Origin of the sequence: Lentibacillus halodurans, assembly GCF_900112045.1 — a bacterium.
GTDB classification, from domain to species: Bacteria; Bacillota; Bacilli; order Bacillales; family Amphibacillaceae; genus Lentibacillus; species Lentibacillus halodurans.
On record NZ_FOJW01000001.1, the window covers coordinates 139022 to 162771 of the forward strand.

Here is a 23750-nt window from a genome sequence, read left to right on the forward strand (position 1 = left end):
GAGAGAAAAGGGGCGCAAATGCGCTCCTTTTTTTGTGCAAGAACTTCCTCCATCCAATATCGACGTTTTTGGCTTTCTGATCAGCGTTGTTCCTTTTAATATTTAGTTTTAGCTTGTCACATTTTTGTATTGAAAACATTACATGAACATGCTATAGTATTTATTGTCGCTTATGTATTCTTTTTGATTTCATCTTACATAAAATTCATCCATAAACGTTATTGACAGATTTTGTCGAACGTGGTAAATTATATTTCGTCGCTGATTTACAGGGTCAGGCATTAAGTTTTGCAGGGTGTGCACTTTCATTGAAATAACTTATACGACATTTAAGATTATTCCACAGTAGCTGACCCGCAAACATCATCGAATAGACAGCTCTGCGAGGAGTGTAGCATCAGCGAGCAATCAAGCAACACGACGAGCACAACGCATTGTGTTATAATCCCTTGCATACGGCATTTAAGATTATTCCACAGTAGCTCAGTGGTAGAGCAATCGGCTGTTAACCGATCAGTCGCAGGTTCGAATCCTGCCTGTGGAGCCATTTGGCGGTGTAGCTCAGCTGGCGAGAGCGTACGGTTCATACCCGTGAGGTCGGGGGTTCGATCCCCTCCGCCGCCACCAACATTAAAAACTCAATGGCGGCCGTGGCGAAGCGGTTAACGCACCGGATTGTGGCTCCGGCATTCGTGGGTTCGATTCCCACCGGTCGCCCCATATTGAACATAAATACTGCTGGGACCCTTAGCTCAGCTGGTCAGAGCTATCGGCTCATAACCGATCGGTCGCAGGTTCGAATCCTGCAGGGTCCACCATTTAAATTCGGAGGTATACCCAAGTCTGGCTGAAGGGATCGGTCTTGAAAACCGACAGGCGGGTCAAACCGCGCGGGGGTTCGAATCCCTCTACCTCCTCCATACATAATCAAAAGAAGAAAGTAGAGGTCAGATATCAGACCAATATGCAACACGACGAGCACAGAACATCGTTGAGTAAACTTCGACACAGCAAAAAGTGCGGGATGAAAAAGACGAATAAAATATGATACGGCTCGGTAGCTCAGTCGGTAGAGCAAGCCGCGAGCATCTCCGAATAACCACCGAAGTGCAGGCTTGCGAGGAGTGCATCTTCACTGAAAATACTTGCAACACGACGAGCACAGAACATCGTTGAGTAAACTTCGACACAGGTAAAAAGTGCGGGATGAAAAAGACGAATAAAATATGATACGGCTCGGTAGCTCAGTCGGTAGAGCAAGCCGCGAGCATCTCCGAATAACCACCGAAGTGCAGGCTTGCGAGGAGTGCATCTTCACTGAAAATACTTGCAACACGACGAGCACAGAACATCGTTGAGTAAACTTCGACACAGGTAAAAAGTGCGAGATGAAAAAGACGAATAAAATATGATACGGCTCGGTAGCTCAGTCGGTAGAGCAACGGACTGAAAATCCGTGTGTCGGCGGTTCGATTCCGTCCCGAGCCACCATTTTAAACAAGCAAAACGCTTGTTTTTTTAGTGTTTGACTCGTATTTAGAATGGGTATATATAAAGTGGACTGGGGTTTTATGATTCATACCTTGAAGAAGCTGAAAAGTGCATTTAATTTGCAAGTGCAGGTTTGCTCTGATACGCTAAACATAAAGGGTGAATATTCAATCCTTTTAATAAAGAATATTTAAAGGAGGACATTAGAAATGGCAAAATTTGAATTACCAGAACTACCATACGCTTACGATGCTTTAGAGCCTACAATCGACAAAGAAACCATGAACATTCACCATACAAAGCATCACAATACTTATGTAACGAAACTGAACGCTGCGATTGAGGGAAAAGCAGACCTTCAGAACAAGTCACTTGAAGATTTAGTGAGCAATCTTGATGCTGTATCTGAAGATATCCGTACCGCAGTACGCAATAATGGCGGAGGACATGCAAATCACAGCCTGTTTTGGAAAGTCATGTCACCAAATGGCGGCGGTGAACCATCAGGAGAACTAGCTGACAAGATCAATGACAAGTTTGGAAGCTTCGATAAATTCAAAGAAGAATTCGAAAATGCTGCAAAAGGACGATTTGGCTCCGGCTGGGCTTGGCTGGTTGTCAATAATGGTGAGTTGGAAGTGACCAGCACACCAAATCAGGATACACCATTGATGGATGGCAAAACACCTATTTTAGGTCTTGACGTCTGGGAGCACGCTTACTACTTGAAATATCAAAATAAGCGTCCTGATTATGTTGCTGCATTCTGGAATGTTGTTAATTGGGATGAAGTTGCGAAAAATTACAACGAAGCAAAGTAGATACGAATGATACGAAGACACGGGACGACCTCCCGTGTTTTTTAATTGGGTGATCGAGTAACGTTCAGTCTAAAATATTCATTTCACAACCGTCTCTTCCCTAATTTTTAGGATCTGACCGCTGCAAACAATCAACTAAGCTTGCCTTTTTAATACTGCATATCTGGGCTTCAATTTGTTCAAACTAATGAACGAAAAGGAGCAATCACTATGCATAAAAGCTTAGAATATATAGCAGGAAAAATTGATATCAGCCGGGATCTCATTTTATTACTGGTCATTGGGGGACTGTATTCTCTCAGTATTTTTCTTTCCAATACCTTTGTTAACATCTATTTATGGAAGCAAGCTGGAGACTATATGACCATTGCCTTTTACAATCTGGGGATTTACTTATTCCAGCCGCTTACCTTTATACTGGCGGGAAAAATCGCCAAGAAAGTTGATCGGGTCATTGTATTGCGTTTAGGGGTAATATTCTTATCTCTATTTTTTTTGAGTGTATTACTTATTGCTGAAGAGGCTTCCAAGTACAACTTTATGCTTGGCAGTGTATTAGGTGTTGGTTATGGTTTTTACTGGCTTGCTTTCAATGTGCTTACATTTGAGATTACAGAACCCGAGTCAAGGGATTTTTTTAATGGGTTTCTTGGGGTCTTGCAGTCTTTTGCAGGCATGATCGGACCATTGCTAGCCGGCACCATCATTGCAGGCATGCAGGAAAATGTCGGCTACAGTGTTATTTTTACGATCTCGTTCATACTGTTCATCGTTGCTGTCGTGTGCAGCTTTTTCCTGAAGCGCAGAAAGGCAGAAGGACTTTTTCATTTTAAACGTGTTCTGATGGAAAGAAACCATAATAAAAATTGGAAAAAAATTTTAAACGCCCATGTTTCACAGGGACTTCGGGAAGGTATATTTTTATTTGTCATTTCCATTTGGGTGTTCATTACGACCCAAAGTGAATTTGCTTTAGGGATGTTTAACCTGTTCCTCTCAGGTTTATCATTTGTCTTTTACTTTATCGTAACAAAATGGGTTAAACCGTCATTAAGAAAAAAAGCAATCCTGACAGGTGCGTTGATTTTATATTTCTCTGTTTACATCATTCTGTTTAATATCAATTATACCCAGCTGATGATATATGCTGTTCTCATCGGTATTGCATATCCGATTATTAACGTTCCGTATGCTTCACTGACCTATGATGTGATTGGAAAGGCATGGAAGGCCAAGGAATTCCGTGTTGAATATATTGTTGTCAGGGAATTATTCGTTAATATCGGCAGGGTGTCGTCGATTGTCACTTTCCTGATAGCCATTACACTATTTCCTGCAGAAACAATTATTCCATATCTACTTGCCATATTTGGTCTTGGGCATTTGTTTATATATTTGTTTGTAAATAATATTTATTTGGGGAGTCCAGGAAAAAAAGATGCTATCACGAAAGAGCCGTTAACTGATGAAAAAAATCGGTAAACATCTTAGAATTCAGGTCAAAACATGGTATAATATAATGACATAATTGGTTAAGGTTTAGGGTGAGGAATGATGGTTTCAAAAAAGAAGAAAAAGAAAAAAGCACAACTTCCCTTTCGGTTAAATATATTATTTTTTATCGTCTTTTTATTGTTTTCGGCTTTAGTACTCCAATTAGGTGTTGTTCAGATTTTAAATGGCGAGGCATTTCAGGCAGAGATTGACCGGACTACAAATGATTATACAGAGGTTCCGGTCCCGCGCGGAAAAATGTATGACCGTAACGGTAACCTGATTGTCGGAAACGATGCTGAATATTCGATAACGTATACACCCGAAAAGGGAACACAGGCATCGGAAAGGCTGGACGTTGCAGAAAAACTGGCCGAATACATTTCCATGGGTTCAGAAAAATATTTGAATGCCATTACTGAACGGGACAAAAAAGAGTACTGGTATTTGAATAATACTGAAGAAGCGGAAAGCCTGCTGACCGTTGAAGAAACGGAAGAAATGGATAATGGTGAAGCGTATAATGAAACGTTGGAGCGCATTGATGAAGAAAAGGTAAATGATTATTCCAAACAGCAGCTTGAAGTGATCGCTATTAAAAAGGAAATGGATAAAGCGATGGCCCTGACACCGCAAGTTATTAAAAACGACGATGTAACACCTGAGGAATTTGCACGTGTCTCTGCCCGGCTTGATGAGCTTCCCGGTGTGAATGCCACTACCGACTGGAACCGGGAATATCCATATGATGAAACATTCCGTGACTTTGCCGGCTCTATTACATCAGAGTCACAGGGCATTCCGGCTGAAAAAGAAGATTATTACCTCACCAGAGGCTACAGCCGGAATGACCGCGTTGGGGATAGCGGTCTGGAGGAACAATACGAAAATGCTCTGAGAGGCCGCAAAGAAAAGATTCAATACACGACGAACAGTAATGGTACGGTTGTTGACTCGGATGTTGTGGTGGAAGGTGAACGCGGAAAAGATCTTGTACTGACAGTTGATATGGAACTGCAGCAAGAAATTGATAAGGTTCTCCGTGAAGAAATACAAACAGCAGTTCAAAATCAGCCAAGTGAAAACAAATATTTGGAAGACGCCATGGCTGTTGTCTTGAATCCGAAAACAGGTGAAATCCTGGCTGCTGCTGGCCAGCATTATGACCATGAGGAAAATGAATTTTCGAACACGGGAACATCTGCTATCTATAATGCCAATGCTCCCGGATCAGCTGTTAAAGGAGCTACTGTATTGGGAGGTTATCAGTCAGGCGTCATCGAGCAAGGCCAGCAATTCTATGATGAACCGATTCAAATCGCCGATACGCCGGAAAAAAGTTCCTGGAGGAATCTGGGTTGGGTTAACGATCTTGAAGCATTGGAACAATCGTCCAACGTATACATGTTTTATATCGCCATGCGTATGGGCGGTGAGTATAATTTTCAGCAAAATAAATCGATCAATATTGATTATGCTGCTTTCCAGGAAATGCGCAATTATTTTAGCCAGTTCGGATTGGGTGTCCCGACCGGGGTGGATTTCCCATATGAATCAACGGGATATGAAGGGTCAAATCCGGATGCGGGTAATCTGCTTGACCTCGCGATTGGACAATACGATATCTATACAACGATGCAAATGGCGCAGTATGTATCCACAATCGCTAATGATGGCTACCGTGTCCGGCCGCACTTCATGAAAGAAATCCGAAATCCGATTCCACATGATGAAGACCTAGGCCCTATATACAAAAGCAATGATACGGAAGTTATGAATCGGATCCAGATGAGTGACAGCCATATAGAACGTGTTCAGGAAGGGTTCCGCAGGGTTTTCCAGGCTCCCAATGGTACCGCCTCAAATTATTTTGCCGACAAGTCATATGAGGCGGCAGGTAAGACTGGTACCGCTGAATATGATATCTATGAAAATGGTGAACTACAGGCTTCAACTGAAAATCTGTCGCTTATCGGGTACGCACCATATGACGATCCGGAAGTCGCTTTTGCACTGATAGTACCACATGTAGGAAAAGGAAATGACCATCCAATCAACCACAAAATTGGTCAAGGTATATTAGATGCTTACTTTGAATTACAAAATGAAGATGAAGAAGAATAAAATTGCCTTCACAACAGCCTAAACCCTTAATTAAGCGTTTAGGCTGTTTTTTTATGGCTTAAGATGGCTAGTCCATAAACCACTTTTATGACACTTTTCATAACTATAATCGAATCCAGTTGCATAAAAGTGGCATTTTCCTTTAAAACATAATCTTATTTTTCTCGTCTGATATACGATTGTAAGGGTAGAAGCACTCAATGAATCTACCAACTTTACGTTATTTTTACAGTCTATTAATAGGGAATTAACAATGATTCGTTATGATTGAAATGTACCAAAGATGAAGGAATTCATTTTTACATCTAATAACAGGAGGTATTGATTCATGAAGAAAAAGTTATGGTTAATAGCATTCGCATTTTTGCTGATCGGGCTGCTGGTTGCCTGCGGTTCGGATTCTGAAGCGGATGATGATGCGGGTGATGAAAACAATGAAAATAACGAAAGCAATGAAGAAACAGATAGTGAGGCTTCAGGCACACTAACCATTTCAGGCTCAAGTGCCATGCAGCCATTAGTTGCAGCTGCGGCAGAACAATTTATGGCTGATAACCCAGAAGCAGATATACAGGTTAATGCTGGCGGATCTGGTACAGGGTTGAGTGAAGTGTCTGAGGACAGTGTTGATATCGGGAATTCAGATGTCTTTGCTGAAGAAAAAGATGGCATACCTGCAGATGAACTTACCGATCATAAAGTTGCGGTAGTCGGTATGGCGCCGGTTGTTCATCCGGACACTGGCATTACGGATATTTCAAAGGAAGACCTTATCAAAGTATTTACCGGAGAGATCACCAATTGGTCCGAACTCGGAGGCAATGATCAGGAAATCGTGCTTGTCAATCGTCCGGAATCTTCCGGTACTAGAGCAACCTTTGAGAAATTCGGTATTGATGGAAATACCCCTGCCGAAGGTGTAACAGAAGACTCTTCAAATACCGTGAAGCAAATTGTCAGTGAGACTGAAGGAGCTATAGGCTATCTGGCATTCTCCTACTTCACAGGTGACGATGTTACACCGTTGTCACTGGATGGAGTAGAAGCAAATGACGAGAATGTGCAAAGCGGTGACTATCCAATTTGGGCATATCAACATTCATACACAAAAGGTGAGCCTACAGGTCTGGCTAAAGAATTTCTGGAATATCTGATGAGTGATGAGATTCAGGAAGGACTTGTTCCAGAGCAAGGTTATATTGCTTCCACCAAAATGGAAGTTGAGCGGGATGCAGAAGGCAATCAGACTGAAAAATAACAAACTGACATGAATAATGAGGTATTAGGGTAAACGAACGTCATTCGTTTACTCTATTGCCTTGTACAGGAGTGTATAAATGGTATGAAAACTATATCTGCAGCTGAAAACACTGCAAAGCAAAGATTAATAAAAACTTCGGGAAAAAATGATCGTGGTGAATTAAGAGGAAAAATTATTATCTCAATCGCTGCATTTATTATTATTCTAGCAACTATTTCTATAACTGTGTTCTTAGCTGTAAAAGGATTGCAGGCTTTTGTTGCAGACGGTGTGAATCCCATAACGTTTCTAACTTCGACAAATTGGAATCCAACTGACGACGGTTCTTCCCAGCTTGGAGCATTTCCGTTTATTTTCGGATCATTGGCAGTTACTTTGCTTTCAGCTCTTATTGCAGCACCGATAGGTATAGGTGGTGCCATTTTCATGACTGAAATTGCCCCTTCCTGGGGACGCAAAGTTTTACAGCCAGTCATTGAATTGCTTGTCGGCATTCCAAGCGTTGTTTATGGGTTTATTGGACTAAGTGTATTAGTACCGTTTATTCGTGATCATTTTCCCGGGATAGGATATAGTCTTATTGCTGGAGTTATTGTCCTGTCCGTTATGATTCTTCCAACCATAACTTCCATTTCAACAGATGCAATGGCTTCTCTGCCTGACCATCTGAGGGATGGATCCTATGCGCTTGGTGCTACCAGATGGCAGACAATACGAAAAGTGCTGATGCCAGCTGTTATGCCTTCATTATGGACAGCAATTATTCTGGGAATGGCCAGGGCTTTTGGGGAAGCACTGGCTGTACAGATGGTAATTGGCAACGTAAGGGACTTGCCATCGTCCATATTTGATACGACAGCAACATTGACATCCATTATCACGCTTAATATGGGCCACACCACCTATGGAAGTCCCGAAAATAATGCTTTGTGGTCCATGGGATTAATATTGCTGCTGATATCATTCATTTTTATTATGATTGTCAGATTTCTGTCAGCCAGGAGGCGTGTATAATGAATTCGAAGCTAGCGGATAAAATGGCAACCGGTGTGTTTGTGTTAATTGCTTTGATTTTTATATCACTGCTGACAGCATTGTTTTCGTATATTTTAATGCGTGGATTACCGGTTATATCGTGGGATTTTTTAACAGAAGCATCAAGTGTCGTGCGTGAAGGTGGAGGCATTCGCGATCAATTATTCAACTCGTTTTATATTTTGTTCGTAACCCTTGTTATTACTGTACCACTGGGAGTTGCAGGCGGTATCTATCTTGCCGAGTATGCAAAACCCGGCAAAATTACCAATTTTATACGGACATGTATTGAAATGCTTGCATCGCTTCCATCAATTGTAGTAGGTATGTTTGGCTTGCTGCTATTCGTTAACTTAACGGGATGGGGATACTCTATTATTGGAGGTGCACTTGCACTGACAATGTTCAACATCCCTGTTATGGTTCGTGTGACTGAGGATGCCATTAGGAGTGTCCCGGCTGATCAAAAACAAGCCAGCCTTGCACTTGGTATGACCAAATGGCATACGATTAAAACGGTTATCTTGCCTTCTGCATTTCCGGGCATCCTGACAGGAACGATACTTGCTTCAGGCAGAATATTTGGTGAGGCTGCGGCATTGTTGTTCACAGTAGGATTAAGCACACCTGAACTGGATTATACCAATTGGAACCCATTTGCTGAAACATCACCATTAAATCTCTTTCGTCCAGCTGAAACATTGGCAGTGCACATCTGGGCCGTTAATACAAATGGTATAATGCCTGATGTTACTGAAATAGCAGCTGGCGCATCAGCTGTACTCGTATTATCTATTTTATTATTTAATTTATTGGCACGATTTGTCGGGAAGATCATTGAACAGAAATTAACTGCAAATAAAAAGTAGGTGAAAATATGATAACTGCTGAGAAACCACTTCAACGGAAACAGTCGGATCCACAACCAGCCAGTTCCATCATTGAAACACGTCATTTAATCATTTCATACGGGCCTACAGTTGCGGTGGATAATGTGTCATTGCTTTTTAGAAAAAATAGTATAACTGCATTGATTGGACCATCGGGCTGTGGAAAGTCAACCTTTTTAAGAAGTATTAATCGGATGAATGATATCATTCCAAGTGCTCGTTATGAAGGAGATATTATTTATGAAGACGTCAATCTGTTAGATAAAAACATCGATGTCACTGCTTTGCGTAAAGAAATTGGCATGGTATTTCAAAAACCCAATCCATTTGCCAAATCCATTTACAATAACATCGCCCATGCATTGAAATTCTATAACATTAAGAAGAAAAAAAAGCTGGATGAACTGGTAGAAGACAGCTTAAGGAAAGCGGCATTATGGGATGAGGTGAAAGATCGTTTGCATGACTCGGCTTATTCACTTTCCGGCGGTCAGCAGCAGCGGCTGTGCATTGCCAGAACACTTGCGATGAAACCGAATGTTATATTGCTTGACGAACCTTCTTCGGCATTGGATCCAATTGCTAATGCAAAAATCGAAGAACTGATCATCCAGCTTAAAAAGCACTATACTATAATTATTGTAACGCATAATATGCAGCAGGCGAGCCGAATATCGGATGAAACTGCTTTCTTTTTGAATGGCCACGTCATTGAACATGGCGAAACAAACCAGCTATTTATGAATCCAGTACAAAAAGAAACTGAAGCTTATATTTCAGGCAAATTTGGATAGGAGGGATTGAATTGACGACTGCTGCTTTAAAACAGGAAACCGTTTTTGACATTAACGAAATGAATCTGTGGTATGATCAGTTTCATGCCCTGAAAGATATCACATTCCCAATCCATAAAAAAGAAGTTACAGCCATTATAGGCCCTTCCGGCTGCGGAAAATCAACATTTATTAAATCACTGAACCTGATGGCATCGCGTATTCCGGGCGTAAAAATGACAGGTGACATTACATTCAATCATCAAAATATCATTATAAACAAACCGAATCTTGTTGATCTGCGCAAGAAAGTTGGTATGATTTTTCAAAAGGGCAATCCATTTCCGCAATCCATCTTTGAAAATGTTGCATATGGACCGAAAATTCACGGCATACGAAACAAAAAAAGACTCCAGGAAATGGTGGAAGATTCCTTGAAAAAAACGGCACTTTGGGATGAGGTGAAAGATCGGCTGAACGTCAACGCATTTGACCTATCAGGTGGCCAGCAGCAGCGTCTCTGCATTGCCCGGGCGATTGCAACGAATCCGGACGTCATTCTATTCGATGAGCCAACGTCAGCTCTGGATCCCGTTTCAGCTAATAAAATTGAGGAATTGATATTGAATTTAAAACAAAATTATACCATTGTCATTGTCACGCATAACATGCAGCAGGCCGCAAGAATTTCCGATAAAACAGCCTTCTTTTTGCATGGCCGAATGATTGAACATGGCGACACCAATCAATTATTTTCAAACCCTAAAAATAAAGAAACAGAAGAATATATTACCGGACGGTTTGGCTAATAAATGACAGGGAGATGTTCATATGGGAAACAGAGAGCAGTTTCAGTCAGAACTGAATCAGATTAAAGAAGAAATAATCAAACTTTCAACTGCGTCTGAAGAAGCGTTAATGCAATCGATTGATGCTTTATATAACTTGGATGTAGTGTTAGCGGAACAAGTGCTTGAACATGATAAAGAGATTGATAGACGTGAAAGGGTAATCAATGATAAAACCATTCTTCTAATAGCAAAACAGCAGCCAGTCGCTACCGATCTGCGTCGGCTGGTTATCGCTCTGCAAATAACGAATGATATTGAGCGTATGGCTGACAACGCCAAAAATATCGCCAAATCAACACTTCATCTTGGTGAGGATCATCATTTGTCGATCCATCAAGGGATAAAAGAAATGCGGGATATGGCAATTGATATGAATCATACGGCGATGCATGCATTTCAGTATGAAGACATTTCCATTGCCGGTAAACTATCTGAAATGGATGATAAGGTCGATAAACTGTATGAAGGAATTATCCACGATTTATTGTCCGAGACGGCAACAAATCCTGAAAAAATCCAGTACGTCATGCAAATGGCCTTCAGCGCACGCTATATAGAGCGATTTGCCGACCATATAACAAACATTGGTGAAAGTATTTTATATCTTGTAAAAGGTGAATCGTTTAAATTGAACTAATTTAATGCATGTTTCGCGTTCTGCCGTTATGCCTCCGAAGTTTTCCCTCATGCTTCGGGAACATTGATCATAGTGCCCCCATTGTGCTGAGGTAACGAGCGAAGAAGCCTTACGAGTTACCATAGGGGAGCGAAGTTTTCAGACAGCAGGCGAAGTATCACCAGTCAACGAAAAGAGCCAATTTTAAAAAGCTGTATTGTGTCTGGCAATACAGCTAGTTTGTAATGGTTTCGGCAATTTCGTTATAATCCATATCACTCGTCAGTTCGAATTCACCCAGCTGAACAAGTTGACTGTAGTCTTCATCCTCCAGATATTGTGTGAACGCATCAGCATCATCGATAATATCATTTTCAGCAAGTGTTTGGCTGATTTCCGATGGTGCAACGCCAGACTCGACTGTCAGCGTATAGGTCGTTGGACTGTCTTTATCCGCGTCTTCTTCGCTGTTTTCCTGCTCTTGACCACTGTCATTGCCATCATCTTGTTCATCAGATACGTCGTCGCCTTGGTCTTCGTTGTCACTGTTGTCAGCGTCTTCCGTATTGTTATCGTCAGACTGTACAGAAACGGAAATATATTCGGACTCTGTCAGTACATGATACCCATCTGATTTGAGGGCTTCAATCATATCCTCAGTTGCGATATCTTCTGTATTACTTTGTGAGTCACCAGCAAAATAAAACACACCAAGCAGGATGATGCCGGCGGTTAACAGACCAATTGCAAATGAACGAATCGTTTGTTTCATAATGTTCCCCTATCTTTCTGTATAATTGTCTATACTATGTATTGAGTCGTCGGAAAAATCATCTGTCAGCAGTTCCTCTTCCAGAATCTTGATTTTCTTCTTCATTTGATAGTTTTCCTGCATCGTTGAGATCGAGAGTTGTTCCAGTTCACTTTCCAGGTCATCAAATTTATCGTTCATAAAAAACGATAAAACCAATAGGACGACCGCAATGACGATAATGGCAATTATCGCATACATCATGTTTCTTCCCTCCATTCATCTATCATTATAGTTATAACATACATTACAAAAAAGAGAAATGATCAAAATTTTACAATCCAGTAACTTGAATGTTAAATAATCATCTGCTATTATAAGTAGGGTCTGAATTGATATAAAAGATGTCTTGAAAGCATGAATTAATGGTTTGGAGGGAAAATAAATGCGCGTCAATATTACTTTGGCCTGTACAGAAACAGGTGACCGTAACTATATTACGACAAAAAATAAGCGTACAAACCCGGAACGTTTGGAGCTTATGAAATATTGCCCACGATTGAAAAAACACACACTGCATCGTGAGACAAAATAACGTATATCAGAAAGCTCCTGTCATGATGGTGGCAGGAGCTTTCTTATAACGTCACAAAACATTGGCCTCGTTTTTTACAGTATTTCCAGAGTCGCTTACAATTTCGGTAAGGGGTGTATAGATGGAGAAATCAGAACTTCGAAACAATATGATTCAGCGATTAAAACATATACCTGCAGCTGAACGGGATGAAATAGAACAGGCGCTGACAGAGCGTTTTGTGACATCTGAAATCTGGAAACAATCCCACACAGTTGGTATAACAGTGTCACATGGATTTGAATGGAATACAAGGCGTATCATCGAAACCGCCTGGCGAGACCGAAAAACGGTTTGTGTCCCGAAGTGCCTGCCCAGAGATCGAAAGCTGGATTTTTATGCCCTGCAATCCTACGACCAGCTGGAAATCGTCTATCATCAATTATTGGAACCAAAACGCGAAGAAACTGAACAAATCCATAAACACAAAATTGATTTGCTTGTTGTACCTGGTCTTCTTTTTGATCGAAATGGCTATCGGATTGGTTTTGGCGGTGGATATTATGATCGGTTTTTGACTGATTTTCCGAATCATAAGCTGGCCTTGGCGGCGAATATGCAAATCGTTGACAAACTTCCGGCTGAATCATTTGATATTCCGGTAGATGACATCATTACTGAAAACGGCTTTCTGCGGTACGGGGGGATTTAAAGTGGGTCACACGCGTTATATGAGGCAAATGTTATTTGAAGCGGATAGCGTCATTTGTCAAACAGTTCTGCACTTATTGTTGGTACAGGTGCACTGGGTACGGTTATCAGCAACCAGTTGGCAAGGGCGGGAATCGGTAAAATCCGGCTGATCGACCGTGGGAGCTTAGCAACCTGCAGCGCCAGATGATTTTTGATGAGGAAGATGTCAGGCAGGCTAAGCCAAAAGCGATAGCGGCTAAAAACAAACTGGAACAAATCAATAGTCTGGTTAAAGTTGAAGCTATTACAGGGAATGCTTCTGTCGATAACATTAATGAGCTCATAACAGACATGGATATTGTGTTGGATGGAACCGACAATTTTTCAACACGATATCTCTTAAATGATGCCTGTTTTAAGTACCAGGTCCCGTTTTCGTATGGTGGTGTCGTCAGTTCACGGGGAATGATTGCCTTTTTTGTTCCTGGAAAAACACCCTGTCTGCGATGTATAACAAAAGAAGGGGCGGGGAATTCTCAGACATGTGATACGGTCGGTGTGATTTCACCGGTGATCGCTTCATTTCAGGTGACAGAAGCACAGAAATTTTTAACTTCCAATCAGCAGGCGTTGCGAAACTCATTAAAAACAATTGATGTCTAGTATAATCGCCACTATGATATGAAGCTGCCGAGCCCTGACCCGAATTGTCCCACATGCCGGAGAATCCAATTTCCTGCCTTGCAGCATAATGCACAAGATGAGGAAATTGAGTTATGCGGCCGGGATACAGTCCAGATCCACCGTAAATCCGGATTAGATCTGGAACAATGGGAAAACCAATTAGCGAACGTTGCCGATGTTAGAAGAACACCATTTTTGTTAAAAGTGATATTTCATGAGGGTATTCAATTTGTTATGTTTCGGGATGGGCGTGTACTCGTGCAAGGAACGGAAGATCGTATCCAGGTAAGAATCTGGTATGATCGTTATATTGGATCCTGATGTATAATCTCATCCAAATAGAGGATAAATATCATGAAAGTAATCTGAGAAAAGGGTGTCAGGGATGAGATTTTTAGTAGTACTTACTTTAATGATGACCATTGTAGTTATGATTTTTAGGTGGCGATTCAGAATTATGAATACACTCTTGGCCATCAGCTTTTTACGGAGGGCGGCAGTCATGATTTCAATGAATATGCCGGTCATCCGCGAGAAGATCATGCCGGTTTTATTTCAGCGGCAGCCAGTCAAATAACTCATTTCGAGGAGCTGTTAATAAAACAGCTTCTTTTATATGTATCAAAAGAAATAGATCATAAATTTTGGTATGATGAATTTGAGGGGGAAAAAGAATGTACCTGAACGAAAGCTATACGATGTATAAATTAGCCTCACACTTGGCTGATGCAGATGGTTTTGAACCATTGCATATTCATGACAATGCAGAATTATGGCTGGAAAAACGTGAAGGCAAGGCATCACAAGTTATTCGCTTATGTCATGGTGGCTTTGACTGGAAAAATCATTTAAAACGAGATATTGGCCAGGTTTTTCAAAAAGCAAAAGCCATGAGACAGCATTTTCGAAGCAAGCATATTGAAATACATAATGTTTATATTGATTCGCATACACCGGTAGACGATTGGGAAATCCTGAAAAGGCAAATGCAATTAAATGAAAAAAATCCAATTAAAATGAACGTTTATTATTTGTCAGATGACGATAAAGCGGAAGAATTGGCGAGATTGCGTGATGCTGTTGGGACGACATTCCGGGAACCTGCGGAAAACCTGTCCGAAGACGAAAAAGAAGCAGAGGTGAACGACTGCCGGAACAAATTAGAACGTCAGATCAAACAGAAGAAGAAGGAAGCACGGGATATTTTCTCATACGGCAAGCCTTTTTTAACGTATTTTATTCTGGCCGTGAATATTTTGATTTTCTTGATGCTGGAGATGAACGGAGGTAGCACCTCAACTGAAACATTAATTGAGTATGGAGCAAAATATAATCCGGCCATTATTGAAAATAGTGAATGGTGGCGGATTGTAACGTCCATGTTTCTGCATATTGGTGTGTTTCATTTACTGATGAACATGCTGGCTGTTTATTATTTGGGCTCCGCCGTGGAACGGATTTATGGTTCAGCCAGATTTCTGGTTATTTATTCTTTGGCGGGAATTGGCGGCGGATTAGCAAGTTTTGCCTTTACAACCAATGTCTCTGCGGGAGCTTCAGGTGCATTGTTCGGATTATTCGGTGCCCTATTGTTTTTCGGATGCATCCATAAAAGAATCTTTTTCCAGACGATGGGCATCAATTTGCTAATTATTATCGGGATTAATATCGTGTTTGGATTGAGCGTTCCCCAAGTTGATAATGGTGCTCATTTGGGCGGTTTAATTACGGGGTTTATGGCATCTGCTATGTTGTATTTACCGAAGAAAAAGAACAGGGTTATTCAACTTTCTGCACTTATGTTGTATTTGCTAATTGTGTTCGGGCTGATTGTCTATGGGGTTGATCATAACCGGAACAGTCCGTCGTATCAATTAATGAATGCAGAACAGCTCATAACAGAAGAAGCATTTGAAGAGGCTATTGATGCCGCAACAAAGGGGCTTGATACTTCAAGTGACTTAGAAAGTGAACTGGAAAGTCATTTGTTGTTTCAACGGTCATATGCCCATATTCAATTGAATAATGCGGAACAGGCAATAACAGATTTGGAGAAATCGATTGAATCGAATGATGCGTTTGCAGAGGCGCATTATAATTTAGCGATACTGTATGGCAATCATGATGCAGAAGATAGAGCAGCGGAACACATTGAAAAAGCATACGAACTGGATCCCGACAATCAGGATATTCAACAGTTATATGAACAAATAATCGGAAATGAGACTAATTGAAAGGTAAGAAGCAGAATAAGTACTGTAGGCGACCCCGTTCCGCTTTATTGCAGCACAGGTGCTATTGTTAATACCCCCGCTCAGGCTCATGTGTTTCATGTCTTGTTCAGGGGGCGGGAGTCTTAGACGTTGCACAGGTTGGGACAAAAGAACGTTTATAAAACAAAAACGCAAACAAAGCAAGGTATACCCTGCTGTGGAAATCTATTTGGTGCTCGTCGTGTTGAATGGGATTTCGGAGAAGCAGCACTCCTCGCAACTCGCAGTTTACTCGGTGGATGTTTCGCTCGTCGCTTTCCGAGGGCTGCTGGTGAGCCTCTGCGTGCATTCGCACTGCGAGGTCTAACCCAGGCCTTTCATCCCGCTGGATTCTACGTATATTTCCTCCGCTAAAACGGACTGTTGGTCGTCTTTTTTTGCTGTGAAAAATCGGGATATTGTTGTATCAATCTTTCTTTCTGACCGTTCCATTCATATAAAACGATTAGATGACGATGCTGCTTATCAAATAAAACAAGCGGTATATAGCTATTCACCGAGCTGTTTTCCGTATTTTTGACATTCATCACATAATGTCTATAAATTCCTTCCCATAATTGACCTATGATTTGATTTGTCTGTTTTTGTGTAAAAGACGGCAACGGTTCGGTGTTATATTTGTATAAGTTTGTAAGCGGAACGCTCTCATAAGATTCTTCATCAATATTAAAATGCCTCATCAGCTGCTTCCAATGGTACAATAATTGCTGCTCTGTCGTATGATCCAGCAGTTGGGACCATTCTTGTTCATAATCAGTTTCAGGGGTTTTGAATGATTCAAGCGTCGTATTGGGAGAATCAATTACATACAACTGATCAGATGTCATATGATGAATACTTTTAATTTTATCATCCGGATAGTGGACTTCCCCATGATGTATTGATATTGCCTGGAAAAAATTGCTGTCCTCTCCATCCATCTTTTCTTTCATTTGGATGGTGTCTGTGTTTTCCTTCCATTTACTGCGGATTCCGAGCAGACGGCCATTATTGAACAATAATGAAGCGTCCTGGCGCAAGTATAGTTCACGTTCGCTTACTGACTTGCTCACCCAGATCATTTCATACGAATCCCTTGTCTTTTCCGAGACCATTTCAAGCATAGTGCTTGCCTCAGCAAAGCTGATTTCCTGATCTTCTGGAAAATATGTAATCACTGGTGCAGAATCAGTTTGCCAAAGATATATCAACAGGCCTGTACTAACCAGTGGAATCATGATCAGTATGAACCATCGTTTCGTCATGACAATCATCCTTTAAGACATTATGGAATTTGGCGGATTCGAATCATGAATGTGCCTTATCACAAAAAATGTATGAAACGGTACAAGGCTTTATGTCTATTTGTGTATAGATGCGATGGTTTCGTACAAAATAAAACACAACGTTAAAAAATGACAGGTGAGATAATGGAAAGAGAAAAACAACCTTTATTTTCCTCCTATGCCAAAAATGTTTCCTATATGAAGGAACGGTTGGCAGTTGATAAAAGCTTTGATGTTATACATTTGGATTTGAAATATGCAGGCCGGAATATGGCATTATTTTTGATAGATGGATTTGCTAAAGATGAAATTTTGCATTATATTATGAGGATTTTGGCACAGCTGGAACCGGACCAGCTGAAACCCGATCCATTGGAAAAGATGCTCAAAACATATATTCCGTATATCGAAGTTGATCATGTGAAGGATTTAAACAAGGCATCAGACCTTGTACTTGGCGGACCGGCTGCATTAGTTGTTGAGGGCATTGATGAAGTGATTATGATTGATGCACGTACATATCCGGTCAGATCTCCCGATGAACCGGATCTCGAACGGGTTGTCCGGGGATCCAGAGACGGTTTTGTGGAAACAATTGTATTTAATACAGCCTTATTGAGAAGAAGAGTGCGGGACCGTTCGCTACGCATGGAGTATATGCAGATAGGCAGACGGTCGATGACAGATATCGCGCTTTGCTATTTGGATGATATTGCGGATCCGGAACGTGTGGAAGACACCAAAGCAGTACTGCAGAAGATTGACACAGATGGTTTGGCAATGGCAGAAAAAACAATTGAAGAATATATTAGCGGGCGCCATTGGAATCCATATCCAACGGTCCGTTATACGGAAAGGCCGGATACTGCTGCAGCTCATGTGTATGAGGGTCATGTTTTGATTTTAATTGATGGTTCACCGAGTGTGATGATTACACCAGCAACATTTTGGCATCATTTGCAGCATGCAGAGGAATATCGGCAAAAGCCGCTTGTCGGTGCCTATTTACGGATGGTGCGCTATTTGGCAGTATTTGCATCCATTTTTATATTGCCGCTTTATTATTTGCTTGCGATCAATCCGGAATACTTGCCAGCAAATCTCTCATTTATCGGCCTGAATGAAGAGGGAACGGTGCCATTAATTTTGCAATTTCTTCTGGCTGAATTGGGGATTGATATACTCAGGCTTGCTGCTGTTCATATCCCATCTGCCCTGGCCACAGCTCTTGGTCTGGTCGCAGCCATATTAATCGGACAGGTAGCAGTCGAAGTTGGACTATTCTCCTATGAAGTGGTTCTTTACCTATCCATTGCTGCCATTGGGACATATGCGACGCCGAGTTATGAACTCAGTCTGGCCAATCGGCTTGTCAGGATGTTTCTCCTGATCGCAACTGGAATGTTTGGTGCTATTGGGTATATAGCTGGCATCACATTGTGGCTGCTTTATATGATACGGATGTCGTCGTTCCGGATTGCATATTTCTGGCCATTGCTACCATTTTCTTACAGAGCCTTCCGGGACGTTTTTATCCGGTCACCGATCCCGTTAAAAAATCGCAGACCTGTATTTTTAAATCCGCAAGATCCGGATCGCTGAATTCAGTGATCCGGATTTTTTGCTGAAAACCAAAATTTTGTGGCTATTTAAGACGAGATTCTTATTCATTATTCTATCCCGATTTGGTATAATATAAATTGGTGATCCGAATGAAATCGTTATATGATGTGCAACAATTACTGAAAAGGTTTGGTACGATTATATATATTGGTGACAGATTAGCAGACCTTGAATTGATGGAAAATGAAGTGAAAGAATTATATCAGTTCCAATGTATTGAAACAAAGGAATATCAAAAGGCAGTGTTGCTCCTGAGGAACGAAGCGGCACGCCTGAGAAATGAAAAAGGAGCGAAATCGTGATGGGGAAGTCAATAATTGGCGTTGACATTGGTGGTACTACCGTTAAAATTGGCATAATTGATAACGATGGAAATATTATGGATAAATGGGAGATACCTACCGATAAAGCTAATTATGGAGCTTCCGTCATTTCGGATATTTGGGCATCGATAAGTGAGAAACTCGATCAACGAAACATGAACAGTGAAACAATAAAAGGGATCGGAATCGGTGCGCCTGGTTTTATTGACAGTGCTTCAGGCTATGTCTATGAAGCTGTTAATATCGGGTGGAAGCATCTGCCGTTAGCCAACGAATTGCAGGCTGCTTCCGGGCTGCCTGTATTTGCGGCCAATGATGCAAATGCTGCAGTATTAGGCGAAAACTGGAAAGGGGCCGGTGAAAATGCCAAAAACCTTGTAGCGCTGACACTTGGCACAGGAGTTGGCGGCGGTATTATCGTAAATGGTAATATACTGAGTGGTGAAAATGGCACGGGTGGAGAAATAGGACATACAACAATTGATCCGAATGGTTATTGGTGTAATTGCGGACGGAGAGGCTGCCTTGAAACCATCGCCTCAGCAACTGGGATGGTTCGCCAGGCTATGGATAAGATGGAACAAGAGCCGGAAAGTTCACTTGCATCACGGTATAAAATAAATGGAGCCATTACTGCAAAAGATATTTTCGAGCTGTCAAAAAAGGGTGACGTATCGTGCAAAGAGATTATTGCATATACTGCTGATGTTCTTGGATTCACGATTGCCAATGCTGCCATTATCATCAACCCTTCAAAAATACTGATTGGTGGCGGGGTATCCCAAGCAGGTGGGAACTTCATTCAGCTGATCGATCATGCCTTTCGCCAGTATGCACTGTCAAGGGTCAGCGATGTTTGCGAGCTGAATACAGCCCGGTTAGGCAACGATGCCGGTATTATCGGTGCCGCCTTTTTAGTCAGACAGAATTTAGAGAATTTGACATTCTAGTCTTTACTTTTCTGGCATATTCTATTAAAATAACATTTCGTTTAACTTTTTATATAAATTCTATGAAACGTTTATTGAGGAAAAGCGTCTCATAATAGTGTAGGGTATACGATATTTTAAAAATTTCGTTCCGGGAAATAAAGAAAAAGCTATTAGTCGTTAACAATTCCCCGAAATGGTTAGGCTGGGAGGAAATAAATATGGACTTTAAGCGGTTCAGAATCCCGTTATATATCATTGCTACGATTTTGTTCGGGATCAAAACGTATATCATGTATCGCTTTATGTTTAATTTAGAACTTGAAAACAAGATGCAGGAGTTTATCCTGTCCATCAACCCATTTGTATCTGCGTTTTTAATATTTGCTTTAAGTGTATGGTTTAAAAAGCAGTCACGCCAAATGAAGTTTTTGCGATATACTGCATTGATCGGTACACTGATATTATATTTTAACCTTGTTTTTTACCGTTCATTCAACGACTTTATCACAGTGCCACAATTATTTCAGGCAAGCAATATGGGGGACTTGGGCTCAAGCATCCTGACACTGGTTGAAGTTTATGATGTGCTGTTTTTCCTGGATGCAGCGGTTATCTGGTATTTAAGCAGAAAGAAGCCGGAAATAATGACAGTAAGTTATCAAAAAAGCGGGAAAGTATTTGCCCTGGCAATGTCATTCCTGCTGCTTGCGGGTAACTTTTTCCTTGCTGAAATGGAGCGTCCGCAATTATTTACGCGTGCGTTTGACCGGGAATACCTTGTTAAAAACATCGGGTTGTTTAACTATCATGTTTATGATGCTGCTGTCCATTCAAAGGCAAAAACGCAGCGTGTGTTTGCTGATGGCAATGAACTGCCGGAGATAACAGAATATGTTGATGAAGAAGTCAAAAGTGATGAAAAATCACCATTGTATGGAATAGCAGAGGATAAAAATGTTATCTTTATTTCATTGGAATCGATTCAAAGCTTTGTCATTAATAATGAAGTCAATGGTCAAGAGATAACACCATTTCTGAATAGTCTGATCGGTGATGAAAGCACGTACTACTTTGAGAATTTTTATCATCAGACACAGCAAGGAAAGACATCCGATTCAGAATTCCTGGTTGAGAATTCTCTCTATCCATTATCCCGGGGAGCTGTGTTTTTTACACATGGCGGGAATGAGTATAACGGTATGCCGGAAATTTTAGGAGAAGAGGACTATTATTCAGCTGTCTTTCATGCCAATAATAAAAGTTTCTGGAATCGTGATCAAATGTATGACAGTTTAAATCTTGACCATTTTTATGGTGAAGAAGCCTATGAAGTGAATCAGGACAACTCTGTTGGATGGGGATTGAAGGATAAACCATTTTTTGAGCAATCTATTAAATATTTGCAATCAATGGAACAGCCTTTTTATTCCAAGTTCATTACGCTGACTAATCATTTTCCATTTGAACTGAGTGAAGAAGACAGTTCAATTGACAAATATGACTCCAGCTCGAATACGCTGAATAATTTCTTCCCGACTGTTCGCTATATGGATGAGGCGGTCGAACAATTCTTTACCCAATTAAAAGAATCCGGGCTTTATGAGGACTCTGTCATTATTTTGATGGGGGACCATTACGGTATCAGTGAAAATCATCATAAAGCAATGAGTGAGTATTTGGACAAAGAAGAGATTACGCCTTATGATCATGTACAGTTACAGCGTGTACCAATGTTCATTCATATTCCGGGTCATGAAAATGGTAAAGTGATGTCTGAGGTAACAGGTCAGATTGATGTGAAGCCGACATTACTGAATTTGCTTGGCGTACCGGCTGAAAATGATATTCAATTCGGCAATGACATGTTTATTGAAGATCGTAAAGGATATATCGGATTAAGAAATGGAGACTTTATCAGTGATGAATATATCTCAACCAGAGGTGTCTGTTATGACCGAGAATCCGGCGAACCGATAGAAACAGAAGAAAATACGGAAGAAAATACGGAAGAAAATACCTCTGCTGAAAATCAAGTCGCTAATCCATGTGATCCAATTCAGCAAAAAGTGGAGAAAGAAATGGAACTTTCCGACAATATTATCTATGGTGATTTGTTCCGGTTTGTAGATTTTTCCGAAAGTGAAGATGAACAAAATACTGATTAAGCCAAAAACTGATCCGGTCATCACCGGGTCAGTTTTTGAATCCATGTAAAAAACTAACTGCATTCAGTTAGTTTTTTACATGTTGCCTATTTCGGTTATAATTGTTGCGATTGAAAAGAATCCGAAGACCAATACGGTTATTGCTGAAAAACCAAGTGCAAATAAATTTTTAATCTTGAGCTGCCGAATGACAGATACAATTGCCAGTAACGTAGCAAACAAAAAGATAATTGCCAAAACCATTTGTAACACATCCTCCTTATAAATATGGCACATGAAACTTATCTGTATTATTATGTAAACAGCTGTTTTCTATACTTATTTTATAGTATAAAATGATTTTTGTCGAGGTATATCCATATGAATTCAGCAACTATTTATGAATGGAGGACTCATGATGAAGGTAAAAACTCTACCAGCAGGACCATTAGGAACGAATTGTTATATTGTACATCATGGTGAACATGCTTTAATTGTTGATCCTGGCGGGGATGCTGAAAAAGTAATTCATTATTTAACCGAAGAGGAACTAGATGCGAAAGCTATTTTGTTAACACATGCGCATTTTGATCATATAGGGGCTGTTGATGAACTAAGATCTTATGACAACCTGGACGTTTACCTGCACGAAAATGAAGCAGCATGGCTGGAAGATCCAAAGTTGAATGGATCCTTATTATTTCTTGGGAATGAAATCGAAGTGAAACGTGCGGAGTATCAGTTAAGTGCCGGTAAAATGCAAATAAGTTCTTTTTCATTTGAAATCATCCATACGCCCGGACATTCACCGGGAAGTGTGAGTTTTATATTCCACGAACATGAATTTGTGATTAGTGGAGACGTACTGTTCAACCAGGGGATTGGCCGGACCGATTTGCCTGGCGGCGACATCAAACAGCTTGAGCAGAGTATATGTGATTCCCTTTATAAACTGCCCGATACCTATACTGTATATCCAGGCCATGGATCAAAAACAACAATCAGGAATGAAAAGCAGAGCAATCCCTTTTTTCCGCGAAAATGAAATGTCAGCCATAGATTATGGCTGACATTTAGGGGGGATGTGCTCTGCTCTTTTGTTGGTTAGGGATAAAAGTTAAGCTAATACCAC

The 23750-nt window shown here is 40.9% G+C and carries 23 protein-coding genes, 6 tRNA genes and 1 pseudogene; 26 read left to right on the forward strand and 4 right to left on the reverse strand.

Annotated elements, in window-relative coordinates; translation table 11 throughout:
• Positions 1–472 precede the first annotated feature (472 nt).
• The 15 genes from BM195_RS00700 (at position 473) to phoU (ending at position 11377) form a co-directional block, all read left to right on the forward strand.
• Positions 473–547 (forward strand) — tRNA-Asn (locus tag BM195_RS00700).
• A 3-nt stretch (positions 548–550) separates the two neighbouring features.
• A tRNA-Met gene (locus BM195_RS00705) sits at positions 551–627 on the forward strand.
• Positions 628–644: 17 nt separating this feature from the next.
• Positions 645–720, forward strand: a tRNA-His gene (locus tag BM195_RS00710).
• Positions 721–741: 21 nt separating this feature from the next.
• A tRNA-Ile gene (locus BM195_RS00715) sits at positions 742–818 on the forward strand.
• Positions 819–827: 9 nt separating this feature from the next.
• Positions 828–920 (forward strand) — tRNA-Ser (locus BM195_RS00720).
• A gap of 495 nt (positions 921–1415) precedes the next feature.
• Positions 1416–1491: transfer RNA gene (locus BM195_RS00725), tRNA-Phe, on the forward strand.
• Positions 1492–1700: 209 nt separating this feature from the next.
• A complete protein-coding gene (locus BM195_RS00730) occupies positions 1701–2312 on the forward strand; it encodes a superoxide dismutase (protein ID WP_090232164.1) in 612 nt (203 codons plus the stop codon).
• 210 nt (positions 2313–2522) lie between these two features.
• The gene (locus BM195_RS00735) at positions 2523–3794 is read left to right on the forward strand and encodes an MFS transporter (protein WP_090232165.1); all 1272 of its coding nucleotides are present in this window, start codon (positions 2523–2525) and stop codon (positions 3792–3794) included.
• A 72-nt stretch (positions 3795–3866) separates the two neighbouring features.
• Positions 3867–5930 (forward strand): peptidoglycan D,D-transpeptidase FtsI family protein, encoded by a 2064-nt coding sequence (locus BM195_RS00740; protein WP_090232166.1) that lies wholly within the window; start codon positions 3867–3869, stop codon positions 5928–5930.
• 328 nt (positions 5931–6258) lie between these two features.
• Positions 6259–7188, forward strand: coding sequence for a phosphate ABC transporter substrate-binding protein (locus BM195_RS00745; protein WP_090232167.1), 930 nt, complete (start codon positions 6259–6261; stop codon positions 7186–7188).
• Positions 7189–7272: 84 nt separating this feature from the next.
• On the forward strand, positions 7273–8205 hold the full coding sequence (gene pstC, locus BM195_RS00750) for a phosphate ABC transporter permease subunit PstC (RefSeq protein ID WP_090232168.1): 933 nt from the start codon (positions 7273–7275) through the stop codon (positions 8203–8205).
• The gene (pstA, locus tag BM195_RS00755; protein WP_090232173.1) at positions 8205–9095 is read left to right on the forward strand and encodes a phosphate ABC transporter permease PstA; all 891 of its coding nucleotides are present in this window, start codon (positions 8205–8207) and stop codon (positions 9093–9095) included. Before pstC ends, pstA begins: the two co-directional genes overlap by 1 nt.
• 8 nt (positions 9096–9103) lie before the next feature.
• Complete coding sequence (pstB, locus tag BM195_RS00760) at positions 9104–9910, forward strand: phosphate ABC transporter ATP-binding protein PstB (RefSeq protein ID WP_090232175.1); 807 nt, start codon at positions 9104–9106, stop codon at positions 9908–9910.
• A 5-nt stretch (positions 9911–9915) separates the two neighbouring features.
• The gene (gene pstB / locus BM195_RS00765; RefSeq protein ID WP_090232178.1) at positions 9916–10698 is read left to right on the forward strand and encodes a phosphate ABC transporter ATP-binding protein PstB; all 783 of its coding nucleotides are present in this window, start codon (positions 9916–9918) and stop codon (positions 10696–10698) included.
• Between the two features lie 22 nt (positions 10699–10720).
• Positions 10721–11377, forward strand: a complete 657-nt coding sequence (gene phoU / locus BM195_RS00770; protein WP_090232180.1) for a phosphate signaling complex protein PhoU — start codon at positions 10721–10723, stop codon at positions 11375–11377.
• A gap of 214 nt (positions 11378–11591) precedes the next feature.
• On the opposite strand, the gene BM195_RS18450 is transcribed toward phoU, so the two are convergent.
• The gene (locus BM195_RS18450) at positions 11592–12128 is read right to left on the reverse strand and encodes a hypothetical protein (protein ID WP_244535637.1); all 537 of its coding nucleotides are present in this window, start codon (positions 12126–12128) and stop codon (positions 11592–11594) included.
• A 9-nt stretch (positions 12129–12137) separates the two neighbouring features.
• Positions 12138–12371 carry a hypothetical protein gene (locus BM195_RS00780; RefSeq protein ID WP_090232183.1) on the reverse strand — a complete coding sequence of 78 codons (234 nt, stop codon included), beginning with the start codon at positions 12369–12371 and terminating at the stop codon, positions 12138–12140.
• A 181-nt stretch (positions 12372–12552) separates the two neighbouring features.
• Here BM195_RS00780 and rpmG point away from each other — a divergent pair, with 181 nt between their 5' ends.
• The 6 genes and pseudogenes from rpmG (at position 12553) to BM195_RS00805 (ending at position 16292) form a co-directional block, all read left to right on the forward strand.
• Positions 12553–12702 (forward strand): 50S ribosomal protein L33, encoded by a 150-nt coding sequence (gene rpmG, locus BM195_RS00785; protein ID WP_090232185.1) that lies wholly within the window; start codon positions 12553–12555, stop codon positions 12700–12702.
• 121 nt (positions 12703–12823) lie between these two features.
• A complete protein-coding gene (locus BM195_RS00790; RefSeq protein ID WP_090232188.1) occupies positions 12824–13393 on the forward strand; it encodes a 5-formyltetrahydrofolate cyclo-ligase in 570 nt (189 codons plus the stop codon).
• A gap of 54 nt (positions 13394–13447) precedes the next feature.
• Positions 13448–14037 (forward strand): annotated as a pseudogene (locus BM195_RS18935) (ThiF family adenylyltransferase).
• 78 nt (positions 14038–14115) lie between these two features.
• A complete protein-coding gene (locus BM195_RS18940) occupies positions 14116–14379 on the forward strand; it encodes a hypothetical protein (RefSeq protein ID WP_342028002.1) in 264 nt (87 codons plus the stop codon).
• A gap of 120 nt (positions 14380–14499) precedes the next feature.
• Positions 14500–14742 carry a hypothetical protein gene (locus tag BM195_RS18170; RefSeq protein ID WP_170848109.1) on the forward strand — a complete coding sequence of 81 codons (243 nt, stop codon included), beginning with the start codon at positions 14500–14502 and terminating at the stop codon, positions 14740–14742.
• On the forward strand, positions 14733–16292 hold the full coding sequence (locus BM195_RS00805) for a rhomboid family protein (RefSeq protein WP_090232194.1): 1560 nt from the start codon (positions 14733–14735) through the stop codon (positions 16290–16292). Before BM195_RS18170 ends, BM195_RS00805 begins: the two co-directional genes overlap by 10 nt.
• Positions 16293–16681: 389 nt before the next feature.
• On the opposite strand, the gene BM195_RS00815 is transcribed toward BM195_RS00805, so the two are convergent.
• A complete protein-coding gene (locus BM195_RS00815) occupies positions 16682–17575 on the reverse strand; it encodes a hypothetical protein (protein WP_090232200.1) in 894 nt (297 codons plus the stop codon).
• Positions 17576–17740: 165 nt separating this feature from the next.
• Here BM195_RS00815 and BM195_RS00820 point away from each other — a divergent pair, with 165 nt between their 5' ends.
• The 4 genes from BM195_RS00820 to BM195_RS00835 all read left to right on the forward strand — a co-directional run bounded on the left by BM195_RS00820 (position 17741) and on the right by BM195_RS00835 (position 22639).
• The gene (locus tag BM195_RS00820; RefSeq protein WP_090232203.1) at positions 17741–19198 is read left to right on the forward strand and encodes a spore germination protein; all 1458 of its coding nucleotides are present in this window, start codon (positions 17741–17743) and stop codon (positions 19196–19198) included.
• A gap of 110 nt (positions 19199–19308) precedes the next feature.
• Positions 19309–19521 (forward strand): YqgQ family protein, encoded by a 213-nt coding sequence (locus BM195_RS00825; RefSeq protein ID WP_090232206.1) that lies wholly within the window; start codon positions 19309–19311, stop codon positions 19519–19521.
• Positions 19521–20492 (forward strand): ROK family glucokinase, encoded by a 972-nt coding sequence (locus BM195_RS00830; protein WP_090232208.1) that lies wholly within the window; start codon positions 19521–19523, stop codon positions 20490–20492. The genes BM195_RS00825 and BM195_RS00830 overlap by 1 nt, the downstream gene beginning before the upstream one ends.
• Positions 20493–20692: 200 nt before the next feature.
• A complete protein-coding gene (locus BM195_RS00835) occupies positions 20693–22639 on the forward strand; it encodes an LTA synthase family protein (protein ID WP_090232211.1) in 1947 nt (648 codons plus the stop codon).
• A 75-nt stretch (positions 22640–22714) separates the two neighbouring features.
• Here the strand turns inward: BM195_RS00835 and BM195_RS00840 are convergent, their stop codons facing one another.
• Complete coding sequence (locus BM195_RS00840; protein WP_090232213.1) at positions 22715–22882, reverse strand: DUF2759 family protein; 168 nt, start codon at positions 22880–22882, stop codon at positions 22715–22717.
• Between the two features lie 154 nt (positions 22883–23036).
• Between BM195_RS00840 and BM195_RS00845 the strand changes: the two genes are divergently transcribed.
• A complete protein-coding gene (locus BM195_RS00845) occupies positions 23037–23663 on the forward strand; it encodes an MBL fold metallo-hydrolase (RefSeq protein WP_090232216.1) in 627 nt (208 codons plus the stop codon).
• Positions 23664–23750 lie beyond the last annotated feature (87 nt).

Excerpts from the sequence above, each read along its gene's own strand:
- BM195_RS00730 (WP_090232164.1), top strand. The coding sequence starts at position 1,701 with ATGGCAAAATTTGAATTACCAGAACTACCATACGCTTACGATGCTTTA.
- BM195_RS00735 (WP_090232165.1), top strand. The coding sequence starts at position 2,523 with ATGCATAAAAGCTTAGAATATATAGCAGGAAAAATTGATATCAGCCGG.
- BM195_RS00740 (WP_090232166.1), top strand. The coding sequence starts at position 3,867 with ATGGTTTCAAAAAAGAAGAAAAAGAAAAAAGCACAACTTCCCTTTCGG.
- BM195_RS00745 (WP_090232167.1), top strand. The coding sequence starts at position 6,259 with ATGAAGAAAAAGTTATGGTTAATAGCATTCGCATTTTTGCTGATCGGG.
- pstC (WP_090232168.1), top strand. The coding sequence starts at position 7,273 with ATGAAAACTATATCTGCAGCTGAAAACACTGCAAAGCAAAGATTAATA.
- pstA (WP_090232173.1), top strand. The coding sequence starts at position 8,205 with ATGAATTCGAAGCTAGCGGATAAAATGGCAACCGGTGTGTTTGTGTTA.
- pstB (WP_090232175.1), top strand. The coding sequence starts at position 9,104 with ATGATAACTGCTGAGAAACCACTTCAACGGAAACAGTCGGATCCACAA.
- phoU (WP_090232180.1), top strand. The coding sequence starts at position 10,721 with ATGGGAAACAGAGAGCAGTTTCAGTCAGAACTGAATCAGATTAAAGAA.
- BM195_RS18450 (WP_244535637.1), bottom strand. The coding sequence starts at position 12,128 with ATGAAACAAACGATTCGTTCATTTGCAATTGGTCTGTTAACCGCCGGC.
- BM195_RS00780 (WP_090232183.1), bottom strand. The coding sequence starts at position 12,371 with ATGATGTATGCGATAATTGCCATTATCGTCATTGCGGTCGTCCTATTG.
- rpmG (WP_090232185.1), top strand. The coding sequence starts at position 12,553 with ATGCGCGTCAATATTACTTTGGCCTGTACAGAAACAGGTGACCGTAAC.
- BM195_RS00790 (WP_090232188.1), top strand. The coding sequence starts at position 12,824 with ATGGAGAAATCAGAACTTCGAAACAATATGATTCAGCGATTAAAACAT.
- BM195_RS00805 (WP_090232194.1), top strand. The coding sequence starts at position 14,733 with ATGTACCTGAACGAAAGCTATACGATGTATAAATTAGCCTCACACTTG.
- BM195_RS00815 (WP_090232200.1), bottom strand. The coding sequence starts at position 17,575 with ATGACGAAACGATGGTTCATACTGATCATGATTCCACTGGTTAGTACA.
- BM195_RS00820 (WP_090232203.1), top strand. The coding sequence starts at position 17,741 with ATGGAAAGAGAAAAACAACCTTTATTTTCCTCCTATGCCAAAAATGTT.
- BM195_RS00825 (WP_090232206.1), top strand. The coding sequence starts at position 19,309 with ATGAAATCGTTATATGATGTGCAACAATTACTGAAAAGGTTTGGTACG.
- BM195_RS00830 (WP_090232208.1), top strand. The coding sequence starts at position 19,521 with ATGGGGAAGTCAATAATTGGCGTTGACATTGGTGGTACTACCGTTAAA.
- BM195_RS00835 (WP_090232211.1), top strand. The coding sequence starts at position 20,693 with ATGGACTTTAAGCGGTTCAGAATCCCGTTATATATCATTGCTACGATT.
- BM195_RS00840 (WP_090232213.1), bottom strand. The coding sequence starts at position 22,882 with ATGGTTTTGGCAATTATCTTTTTGTTTGCTACGTTACTGGCAATTGTA.
- BM195_RS00845 (WP_090232216.1), top strand. The coding sequence starts at position 23,037 with ATGAAGGTAAAAACTCTACCAGCAGGACCATTAGGAACGAATTGTTAT.